This is a genomic window from Paenibacillus sp. ACRRX (genome assembly GCF_022346885.1).
In the GTDB taxonomy this organism is placed as follows: domain Bacteria; phylum Bacillota; class Bacilli; order Paenibacillales; family Paenibacillaceae; genus Paenibacillus_B.
In genome coordinates, this window is the sequence record NZ_JAKRNK010000003.1 from 483,974 (window position 1) to 495,772 (window position 11,799).

General features: G+C 44.5%; 9 protein-coding genes. All 9 read right to left on the reverse strand.

Going from position 1 to position 11,799, the window contains the following annotated elements:
* Nucleotides 1-3: 3 nt before the first annotated feature.
* A complete protein-coding gene (locus tag MH117_RS12830; protein WP_239329109.1) occupies nucleotides 4-993 on the reverse strand; it encodes an effector binding domain-containing protein in 990 nt (329 codons plus the stop codon).
* 128 nt (nucleotides 994-1,121) lie between these two features.
* A complete protein-coding gene (locus MH117_RS12835) occupies nucleotides 1,122-2,153 on the reverse strand; it encodes an alpha/beta fold hydrolase (RefSeq protein ID WP_239329225.1) in 1,032 nt (343 codons plus the stop codon).
* Between the two features lie 271 nt (nucleotides 2,154-2,424).
* Nucleotides 2,425-3,144: a Crp/Fnr family transcriptional regulator gene (locus MH117_RS12840; protein WP_239329110.1), complete on the reverse strand. Its 720-nt coding sequence runs from the start codon at nucleotides 3,142-3,144 to the stop codon at nucleotides 2,425-2,427.
* A 240-nt stretch (nucleotides 3,145-3,384) separates the two neighbouring features.
* Nucleotides 3,385-3,552, reverse strand: coding sequence for a rubredoxin (gene rd / locus MH117_RS12845; RefSeq protein ID WP_275444643.1), 168 nt, complete (start codon nucleotides 3,550-3,552; stop codon nucleotides 3,385-3,387).
* A 33-nt stretch (nucleotides 3,553-3,585) separates the two neighbouring features.
* Nucleotides 3,586-4,818 (reverse strand): NAD(P)/FAD-dependent oxidoreductase, encoded by a 1,233-nt coding sequence (locus MH117_RS12850; protein ID WP_239329111.1) that lies wholly within the window; start codon nucleotides 4,816-4,818, stop codon nucleotides 3,586-3,588.
* Nucleotides 4,819-4,841: 23 nt separating this feature from the next.
* Complete coding sequence (locus MH117_RS12855; RefSeq protein ID WP_239329112.1) at nucleotides 4,842-6,074, reverse strand: FprA family A-type flavoprotein; 1,233 nt, start codon at nucleotides 6,072-6,074, stop codon at nucleotides 4,842-4,844.
* Nucleotides 6,075-6,440: 366 nt separating this feature from the next.
* A complete protein-coding gene (locus tag MH117_RS12860) occupies nucleotides 6,441-7,523 on the reverse strand; it encodes a chitinase (protein ID WP_239329113.1) in 1,083 nt (360 codons plus the stop codon).
* 143 nt (nucleotides 7,524-7,666) lie between these two features.
* The gene (locus tag MH117_RS12865) at nucleotides 7,667-9,340 is read right to left on the reverse strand and encodes a DUF6138 family protein (RefSeq protein WP_239329226.1); all 1,674 of its coding nucleotides are present in this window, start codon (nucleotides 9,338-9,340) and stop codon (nucleotides 7,667-7,669) included.
* A gap of 647 nt (nucleotides 9,341-9,987) precedes the next feature.
* Entirely contained in the window at nucleotides 9,988-11,799 is a 1,812-nt protein-coding gene (locus tag MH117_RS12870) for a putative bifunctional diguanylate cyclase/phosphodiesterase (protein ID WP_239329114.1), read from the reverse strand.

An 11,799-nucleotide genomic window follows, 5' to 3' on the forward strand; every position in this document is an offset into this window, starting at 1 on the left:
CGACTATTCATTTACCTTTGGTTTTATCGGAAGCAGCAGGTCCAACTGCACGCATTTGTCCATTTCTTCATTGCTCAAATGATATTGATTGATGTAATTTAAATGTTCTTCCATTGAACCATACATACAATCTGGATCGCCCCAGTCCGGTTCGTACTCACTGCTGTTTTTTACCCAATCCGCAAGCAAGCCCCATTCCTCGAAGTTCCCCATAGGTATCATATGGGCGGCAAATAAGCCGCCAGGAAAGTTCTTTTTCACAAATGGTTCATGGACTTCCATGTTGTCGGGAATGGCTACCCATCTTTCATATCCGTGATCCGTTCCGTCAGGTTTAACTCCATTGGGATGATTAAAGCCAAAGTGCCGCAAGTCAGGCTTTATTTCTTTTAGATTCGTTTGAATCATAAATTTCCGCAGTTCATTTCCTGTGTCATATTCCGGTGTCCCGCCTACATCGTGTATAGAAGCAACTGACGTGGGAGGTAAATATACAATTCTTACATCTTTTAGTTGGGATAAATAGTTGACGGCTGTATTGGAATTATTCATGGCTGCATCCTCCTTAAGATTATTTTTGGCTGCAGGTAGAGCTTCAATGATCTGGAGAACCGATTCTTCTGACAAATATTTGGAATTGATTTTCACTTCTTCATTTTCACTTAAATGAATGACAAATTGATTTAGTACCGTTTTAATTGTAGACAACGCTAATATTTCATTTGATAGCTCTTGAATTTTTCCTTGAAACACGAGTAGTGCTGTTGTTGACTCTTCATTTTCCAGAACTCTCTGAATTTCTTTTAATGGAATTCTCAGCTTCCGTAATATCAAAATCTGTTCCAGTCTTTTCAACGAACATTCATCATAGGTGCGATAAGCGTAACCATCCTTCTTCAAACTCTGCAGCAATCCGATTTGCTCATAATATCTGAGTGTTCTTGTTGAGATCTGATAGCTTTTTGTAACCTCGCTTATTGTCAGTAGCTCCATAGCTCCTCCTTTCAATGAACAGCTTAAAGTACGACACGACGTCAAAGTCAACTGGATTATTAATGCCTTGTGATATGGTTCAGCTTAACAGAGATATTCCCGTTAGGTGTCCTTATCAACAGATACTTTCATTTTGCGAACGTATCCACCATCCATTTTGAGAATTTTTCTTTTTCTTCAAACTGCGGATAATGAGCGGACTGGCCATACGTTATAAATTCCTTTTTATTGGCCTTGATCTGATCAAAGTAGGTTTTGGCTGCTTTCGCGGAAGTCATGTAATCGTATTGTCCCATGATAAAATACACCGGTAAATCTAGTTTTGTGACGATCGTAGGCAAAGGTTTTTTCATTGCCTGCCCTATTAAAGTTTCTTGTACGTAAGATACGCCGCGCATATAACGAATGTGATCCAATAAGTTATACTCCGGTCCGAACCATAAACCATTATTTATATCCGCATTATTATCGATCAGTCTTGCTGCACCGCCATATTTTAGAACATAACTACGGGGAGTCAACATATCGCCGCTTTGAACTTTTTCAGTTAACCCTTGCAAATACTCGACGTCGGTTGTATTCCCGCTCATTTTTGCTTGATCAATCGTGAAATTCAAACCATCCCATTCGTTTTCTAAGATATTAGCCATCTGTCCAATGCCGATATAGGCTTCATATTTTTCAGGTGCTTGTTTTGCCGCTTGTATGCCAATATAAGTTCCAAAGGAGTGGCCGGCAAGTATGACCTTCTGTTGGTTGAAACGAGTGGTTATGTAATCTGTCACAGCCAATAAATCTTTCACTAACAGATCTGTCGAAAGGTCGGCATAATCTTCTCCAAAGTGATAAGATTTTCCACTAGCTCTTTGATCGTAACGGACAACCGTGAAATTCTTCTCCAGTAGGTCTTGGTACTTGGTTACATAGGGAATTTCCGAAACACCTGGCCCCCCATGTATAAAAATGACGATAGGATTGTTCTCATCCTGACCTCGTATCATCAATTCATGACCGGTGCCATTAATTTCGACTTGCTCGAGTACGCTGATGCTGTCTGCGCCGTCTATTTTAGGAGTCCATGTGGGAAAAATCAACGCTAACCCAACCAGTAAAATAATAGATGCTCCCAAATAAAGCAGAACTTTTTTTGCCTTTTTGATAGTCTCATCTCCCTAGTGTTGTATGCATGAGTATGTACGTTCTGACTCATTTCAGTTCACGACCTACTTAAATATCGTAATATAGGAAGGGCTTAGGCGACACATACAAACGTCGGGATCTTTTCCAGACTAAAGACGAGGAAGGAAGTAACACCTACAACCTCTATCGTTATTTTAGGAAATAAAAAAAGAACGGCCAATGAAGCAGCCGTTCTATCTCCGTCATATTGATTCTAAATGTAATAACGCTGTTTACTTTCAGCGGGCTATGTCACTGAATATATCTGCGTAGGGCCTTCTCATTTTTGACAAGTAGTTGTTTGTTGCCGCACAATGAAATAAACCCTAATTTCTCGAATTTGCTGAATTTTCGGCTAATCGTTTCGCGGGTAACCCCGACATAACTGGCCACTTCCTCACGTGAAATCGGCAGCTCGATCAGAACCCCCTCTTTGTTTGGTTTCCCAAATTTTTGGCAAAACTCCAAAATCATATATGCTATGCGAACGTCCGGGTTTTTCGTTGCTAGATTTTGCGCCAAATTCTCGGTATGAGCCAGCCTTTGCGTCACTGCGGTTAATAACTTAATTGAAATTCCGGAGTTATCCTCCATAATCCGATCCATCGCTGCTTTGGTTATCAAACATATTTCGGTATCTTCAAGTGCATAGACACTGAAATTATGAGTTTCATCCGGATTAAATAAATGCAGCTCTCCAAAAAAGTCCCCGCTAGTCAGCAGATATAGAATTTGTTCCTTGCCATCCATCGTAAATTTAGACACCTTTACTTGCCCGTAGTTGACGATAAATAATTTATCCGATTTCTCGCCTTCATTTAACAGCATCTGCCCTTTACGATATTGAATATGCCTTGTCCTTCGAGCAATCTTCATAATCTCCTCATCAGATAAAGATTGAAAGATTGGAACCTTCTTGGGACAGGGAGCCTTCTTCTGGTTTGGACTATTATTACAGGAATGTTCTTTCATACACATCACCCTAATTCGAAATGGTTCATCATTCTTCCTTCCACTAGTCAACCCGATGATAATGAGTATCATCGAGAGTAGTGTACCATGGGAATTGAGGAGATTTTGTGCTTGAAAGCACAAACTACGCAACGTCCCCCTGAGATTTGTTGTAAACAAATTCATGGGAGACGTTTATGTGAGGGTAACGAATCAAATCACAGCATTGAAATTCTCAAATTTCGATTCGTATAGTTGTTTCTATTGTTCTGGAACCTCTGCGAATTTATCCTTGCCTTCTCCACATACAGGGCAGATCCAATCTTCAGGCAAATCCTCAAACGCAGTACCTGGCTCGATATCCTCATCAGGGTCTCCAACAGCAGGATTATAGATGTATCCGCAAGGAATACAGATATATTTTTTCATCGGTTTCATGGTGATCATCCTCCTTTATGTTCGTTACACAGCAGCTAACGGTTCAAGCCGACCTTTGACTACTGCCATAACCTCTTGGATCGACAATGCCTTCAAGTCCAGCCCAGCCACAGATACCTGACTCTCAATCGCAGCTTTATACGGTGCGGCCGCGATAACACTTTCAAATGAAACAACGCCAACGATGGTCTGATCCTTAATAAATAATCTCGTATATGTTCCGGAAGCATCTTCTTCGATCAATGTGGCATCACACACCATCTCATCAACAAGCCCCATGGAGAATAAAGCAAGGTCAAATGCGTTAAACACCGTCAACGGGATCGTCTTGCGGTAAACTTCCGTCCCTGGGGAGGCCATGTTCTTGCCCGCTACCTTTCCCTGATCCATCGCGCGGTCCCATAAACCTTCAACTCCGCCATTCCACTCGGCAACATCCCCTGCTGCATATACATCAGCAATACTCGTCTCCATATATTCATTTACGATAATTCCTCGTTGCGTGGCCACAGGCGTGCTCGCTACAAGGTCCAAATCCGGCGTAACGCCGATGGAATAGATTACACTATCACAAGGTATTGTGGATTCGTTCACATGAATACCTGCCACGGCTTCTTCCCCTATAACCTGTTGAACTGTCGCCTGCAACCTGACATCTATGCCTATTGCCTCCATCTTTTGTTTTAGCATGGAGCTTGCTTTTTCATCTAATTGTCTAGCCATCAACCGGGGTGCAGCTTCCAGAATGGTTACTTTTTTGCCGGCTTTCACGAGCGACCATGCGGTCTCCAACCCCTGAATGCCTCCGCCAATATTCACAATGCTTGATTTGTCTTCAATATAGGTCTTAAACGCCTCCGCCTCATGCATTTCACGGATCGTAAATACGCCCTGCTTATCAAAGCCGGGAAGCGACAGCTTCCGATTTTTTGAGCCTGTGCAAATAAGCAATTTATCGTAGGAAATGCGTTCGCCTGTTGCAGTGACTAGTACGTGCTGCTCGACATCGATTTGCGTGATAGTCGTGCTCGGAAACGCCTGAACTTGTTGTTTTTGATACCACTTCTCTTTCTTGATCAGCACCTTTTCGCTGCGCAAATCGGCAAATAAATCCTTGGACAACTTTATGCGGTTATAGGGCAGCGAATCCTCAGACCCAAATAGGAGGATATTCCCCTCAGGGTCTTGGTCCCGAATAGCTTTTGCAGCGTTGACTGCCGCGACACCCGTTCCAATGATGCAATAATGCTTCGTCATGATTTCACCTTCTCCTCAGCAACTTAGATCGCGCTTTGCAGCAAATCTGTGACAAAGGCTGCGGCATGCTCAATTTTTTTCGACTGCTCATTTTTTGGAGCAAATCTTACACGCACCGGGAACTCGACATGTGTCATCCCCGTTGATTTGATGACATGGGAAGTGCTCTGTACATTCATATTCGTCTGCAGTAGATAGTCTTGAATGACTTCAATCGCTTCCCCGCTCCATCCATAAGAACCAAAGGCTGCCGCAATTTTCCCTTCTAGATTCAGTTCTTTCAAATCAATCAGCAAATCTTCCAAATTTCCGATCATATCCGCATATTTGGTTGAGCTTCCGACCCATACGGCATCTGCGGCTTGAATGCTTGCGATAATATCCGCTTTATCTGCTTTATCCGCATTGAATACAGTCGTCTGAATTTGATTTTCTTCAAAAAATTGCTTCAGCTGCTCCGCTACTTTTTTCGTATTGTTTTTAATGGTTGTATACACGATTGTTACCCGTTTGTTATCTACGGTATTTGCGCTTAAAGTGGCATAAAGGTCGATATATTTCTGAATATCCGTCCGCAGCATATAGCCATGCGAAGGGGCAATCATCTGCACATCCAGATCCTGCAGGGCTTGAATCAATGTACGTACGTATCTGCGATGCGGATGAATGATCGCATTATAGTAGCCGATAAAATCCTCGGTAATATCATATCCAGCTTCATCTGCGTACAGGGTTCCTGTTGCGGCAACATGTGTACTGAAAATATCGCAAGGGAACAAAATTTTATCCTCAACACAATACGTAATCATCGTTTCTTCAGTATGCAGGTACGGCGTTTCTTTAAATTTCAAAGTTTTGCCGCCGATATCCAGCGTATCGCCATCCTTCACAACCAGAAAGTTTCTTGAATGAAGCTTATACATTTCTTTTAACTCGTTAACGGCTAATTCCGTGCACACGATCGTTGCATGAGGCGCTCTGCCTGCAAGCGCTGCTAAACCGCCGGAATGGTCAGGCTCTGTATGGTTAATAACGATGTATTGGATGTCATTAGGATCAATAAATTCACTCAAATATTCAACAAACTCGCGGCCAAATTCCATATCTACTGTATCGATCACGGTTGGTTTGGCTGTTTTGAGCAAATAAGCATTGTACGTTGTCCCTTTAGCGAGAATCAAACGATGAAACGGCACCTCACGATCGTCAATTTTTCCTACCCAGTATATGTCCTTGGCTAATTCGATTTTATCCATCTCTATCGTTCGCCCTCCTATTGGCTCGTTGTGTTTAACTAACTGAACCCATCCTATCCCACTTTTAAAAATCCAATCAGGATTTGAATCACAATTTGGGAATTTTGTCACAAACACATCAGAAGAGGACTATCGGTGCACGAATACTGGACTCCATACACGCACATCTCTTCAGGGCAAAGCAGGCCCCTTACATTGCGATCCATGCAATGTAAGGGGCCTGCTTATGTATTGTGATTGTTGCCGTGTAACAGCAAACTGTCCGTTGTTTGCGGGTACGATTTACCGTATCACTCTAAAGGCGAAAAAAGGCACCTTAATAAGAGGTGCCTTTTTTTCATTTCATTTTAAATTCATCCATAGGTTTTAAAATGGACTCATGCCTACCGTATTTAATTTCTCTCCTGCAATGGAAATCCCCATTTGTGTCGTAATTTTACGATAATATCCAATGCGGCTATTGATACGACGATCACTTTCGTCTAAGTTGCCTTCAAGGCTACCATTAATGATCATAATGGTAATACCAAAGCCTGCCTGTGTTAATCCTTTAGAAATCTCCGATTCAGAGGGCTCCCAGTTGCCAACCAACACATCATGAGCGGAGGGCTTGGGAGGCTGGGGTGTCATCCAGAACAGGATCGCCGTCATAAAGCCTAACTTGCCGTCGTTCACAATAAGCTCAGGCTGTTGAAGCAGCTTATCTTTGGAGCCGTAAATAATTGCACTAATCAATCCGTAATTGTAGTTCCAGCTCAACTGTATCGGGCCACGTCCATGATAGGATTTACCCGCAACTGGCGGATAGTTGTCATGTGCTTCAGCATAATTGACAGTGGTGGTATTAATATAGGGTATTTCCTCATTCCAGTACAAACCCCAGACCTGTGAACCTCCTGCGAATCTTGACATATCTATACCCGTTTCGTGCGAAATATTGGCGAGAAAGGCTGCCAGCTCGCACTTTCGCTTCAATTCAGACCCTTCTTTTATAAAGGAACCAAAATCAACCGTTTTCGATCTAATCGGAACCGCCCTATTCGATGGAGTGCTAAAGTTGTCATTTTGGTAGATGAGCGTTTCTGTCTTTGTTTTTTTATCGAATCGAAATACACGACTGTTCTGAGTATCGTCCTGTCTATATTCCAGCTTATATTTAATATTAGCGACATCCGTAACGGCAGCAATCAAGTTCTGATATGAATAATAGTCGGTTTGATCTCTATTGTAATTGGGTAGCTCAGCAGCAATTTTGTGCCATTCCTTCGTGCCATTACGGCAAGGGAATAATTGCTCATATTTCTCTTGCGGCAGTGCACTTTGTACAGCAGCAACGGCATTGTCCGGTGAAAATTGCGGATCTATTCCACCCCACAAGGATGTGACTTGGGCATCAGTAAGAACACGGCTTTCGCCAACAATTAAATCATCTAAAGCTTCCGATTTCATTTCGTTTTTCCCTCCAATTCTAGAAAGACAACTATAATTCCAATTATAGTAAAAGCCAAGGCTGCTTTCTATATGAGTAATCAACGATTTTGATAGACAAATCCCCTATTTTCAAATCGGTACATCGAACTTATCGCCTATCATCAAGCTTTATCCGCTGCCTTTAGCAGACGAAGAAGCAGTTCCTTGCGCGGTTCCTGCGCCTTACGAGCCAACGTGGCCAGCTTCTCCGTCTTGCCCCAGATCGGGTACAGCACCCGCTCAGCTTCGTAATCCGTCAGGGCCTCTACATGCTGCACTAACAGTGCCAGCTTGTCTTCGTTTTCCAGCTCCGGCTGAATCTTCAGCTTTAGCGAATCGTGAGAGCGAAGCAGGCATGCGACCAAGGCGGGTATCGAACGTTCCGTTACGCCATGGGTTTCGGCAAAAGCCGCCGTAAACTTGTCCTGCACCAGCTGATGCTCATCATCCACCAGGGCCATGTAAGCTTCGACCAACGGAAAATACCGCTCGGCCACGAGTCCCAACCCGAATACGGCATAACTGCCTGGCATTACGTTTTTTTCACCTTCCGTATCCTCGTACCATTCAAACTCTTCCATCGCCTCACGGGCATATTCCTCTAATAACGGATGCAGCTCAGAATAAGCCAGCGCATTCGCAAAAAAGCGGTGCGTATCCGATTTGGCAAGCCCCTTGACGGGCAATACCTCTCTCACGCTGGATTTTAGCTTGATCTTGTAGCTTTTCGGGAAGCCCTTTCGGAGCAGGGAGAGAATAAACAAAATTACCCGTTCGTACGCCCCAGCTTCTTCCTTGTGAATAACGACCGTAATGAGAGAAAAAATATCGTTAGCCTTGCATTCAGACAACTCGTGGCGCATATGGACGTCTTCTTGCGAGAAGCTGTCACTGCCCTCCTTCAGCATGCGCCCGGCTTTGCCGCTGCCAAGCTGCATCGCTATCTTGAGAAAAGCCTGGCCCTTATATTTGCTGTAGTTCGGCTCGTAACGAATAATCATCACCGCCCCGTACAATAGGAGGTCGATAGGCTGATTCGGTTCATTCATCTTCTCCAAGACAGCACCCGGCTTGATTTCATATTCATTGGTCCTGTAATTGGAACGAGGGACATCATAGTAATGTGGCAGAAATACAGCCTCAGCCCAGCCAGTCAAGGCCCGAATAATATTTCTTCTATGTTCCGCCAGTACTTGCACCCGTTCCTTATTCAGCTCCTGAATCCGGTCAAATAATGCGATCGTCCTTGCGGCTTCCGGCTCGTGGAACAAATGCGGATCCAGCAGATGACGCGTCAAAAAGAAAGTTTCCAGCGGTTCTGTCGGGTAAGAACCCTTCTCCAGTTTTTTCTCGATATAAGCATGAATTCGTTCCAGTAGCTGCCGCTTTTTCTCTTCATATACGGTTTCCAGCACCGTTAATTCCACGAGCCCATCCGTCGTTGCAAAGGTTCCTTGCAAAATAAACCGGTAGTTGATCAGCGGCGACGTCTCCAACTTGTCCAGTTTCTCCTTTATGATTTCTGCCAGCAGGGGCTGAACCTCATGCAAGATCTGCTCTCGCGTAAATGGTGAAGCCTTCATCGACTTTTTGCCCGCAACATTCCGTCCATCATTCAACATCTCAACGCGTGTTCTGCCCGGCCGATAATCCAGCATAATGCCGTTAAAAATGCCTATTTGCAGTGTGGTGCGTTTAACCGCACCCTCCACGTCCTTACGATTTTCCTGTTCGTCAAACCATTTATGAATCGCTGTTTTCATCTCTTCCAGCGCTTCTACCTGCAACGTGTTCATCGTCTCCCGCCTTTCCGCATGTTTCATCCGCTGATCTCGCCATGTGAGTCAACGTGTCTAATTTAAAATATATATTTATGTTCATATACTTCTATTATTTTACATATAGGCACACTCCTGGAACAATGAGACTAACGTCCGATTGCCAGGAAGAAAAAAACGATTCAGACGTATAAACGCCCAAATCCAGTATTCATGCGAAAGAAATAGTAACTTGTTATGACCAAATGTATGCTTGAATAATGGGTTACAACGCCCGGCAGGTCTCTTTTCCCATATGAAGGATGTGGCATTCCCGAAGCGTTCAAGAACTGCTTTTTCCGGTATCGCGATTGACCTCCACTGGGCTACTTACTTCGCGATCTCGTTCGCCTTGTCATGAATCGGCTGAGGGAATAACCCCAGGACCAGACCGTCTAACTGGAGGGATCTGCAGAGCAACCTCTAATGAACGAAGTAGGAAAAGCACCGCTTTGCTGACTTATTACTTATCAAATTCCACTCTGTATGTATTAAAGATGGCCTTTTATTTATTTTCGAATATGGCCCATCGATTTTCTGTTCCGTGTTTCGCCCGCAAAGCCTTCAAATGAAGATTCTAATTTAGATCTCAAATTAAAGGTCGTGTCATGTTTTGCTAGAAGATTTTAAACTTTTGCAGGAGTCCTGCGGCAAAGTAGAAGTCCAATCTCTTCTGGAGGAGAAGGGCGATGAAAGTAAAAGCCCTGCCCGATCTCGCAGCCGTAATGCTGGAGCAATTTGAATTCCTCCTGGTTCTCGATGCCTTCGCAGATAACTTGTAGGTTCATGCTGTGGCCAATATCAATGATAAGCTTGACGATCGAAGCGGCAGAGATGGCGGTTGTCAATTCCTGCGTAAACGAACGATCAATCTTAAGGAAATCCACAGGCAGGTGCCGCAAGACGCTGAGGGATGAATAACCCGTTCCGAAGTCATCAATCAAAATTTTCACGCCTTGGCGCTTGAGTTCTCCGAGAATTGTAATTGATTCATTCATGTTCTGCACCATACTCTCTGTAACTTCCAACTCCAAAAGAGCAGGTTCAAAGTCCGTTTCTTCCAGAATACTGAACACCTTCGAAACAAATTTGGGCGACCGAAACTGGCGAATCGAGACGTTCACTGCTAACGTTAGATCGGGATTTCCAGCACGCTGCCAGTTCCGCACCTGTCTACATGCCTCGTTAAGAACCCATTCACCTAGCTCTACAATAACTCCGGTCTGCTCGGCCAACGGAATGAAGACGGATGGTGAGATCGGTCCCAGCTCGGGATGAGTCCAGCGCAGCAGCGCCTCCAAGCCCCGGATTCTCCCTGTGCTCATCTCCACCAGAGGCTGATAGTGGACGGCAAACTCCCTCTTACTCACTGCACTCCGGAGATCGTTCCCTAGCTTGACTTGACGCAGCAGATCCTCGCTCTTGATGGCGTAGAAGAAACGAAATCCATTTCGCTCGCTACTCTTGACACTGTACATCGCCTTGTCGGCGTACTGGATCAGCGTTTCGGCATCGCGGGCATCTTCGGGATACAGGCTAATGCCAATACTCAGCGTCGTATAGATTTGATTTTGATCTATCTGAAACGGAGTCCGGAATGCATGAATGAGCTTGTCCACCAGTGCTTCGATCTCCACCTGCTGCTGATAGCGCATTAGCAGTACAAACTCGTCCCCCGCATAGCGGGATATGAAGCACGAGTCGCCTACCGTATTACTAAGCAGGCTGGCGACGTCCTGCAGCATCTGGTCTCCTGCATTGTGGCCCAACATGTCGTTAACGTTCTTGAAATGGTCAAGATCTAGGAACAGAACGGCCATCGGTGCTCCTTCGGACAACTCTGCGGTCATTCGCCCCTTAAGCAATTCACGGTTTGGCAATGTGGTAAGCGTATCGTAGTAAGCGATATGCTCCAGCCTGCCAAACGCTTGGTTAAGCTTTGCATTTAACTCCACATTGACCGCGTTCTCCTGCTTCAAGTTCCGTAAGTAGAATGCCAGTAATGAATAAAGAATCGTATTGACAACGATGCCAATCATTATCGTACGAATCATCTCTCTCGGCTCCTCAGGTGAATAAGAGGGAGTAAAATAGAAAAAATATCCTGCGGCTAAAAATATCGGTAAGGATGATGGCAGCAGGAAAGCGAGAAGAATCAACGATAAATACATGACGCTGACCAGCTTATCAAACGATAGATCCGGAAGCGCGTTGAAGAATGAAAGAAAAGCGACCGCAGCCAGCACATATTTGAGCGAGAGCGGTCTGACAAGAATCGAGGCAAAGATGAAACCAACGAAGATGAGAGCAAAGGTGAGACCTTGCGAACTGCTAACGGACCTGATCATATTCATAGAAAGGGAGATTGCCGAGAACACGATGACTACATTCGGCGTGATATGCATAAGGCGCTTCATCCAAACCTGCGGCAATTTCAT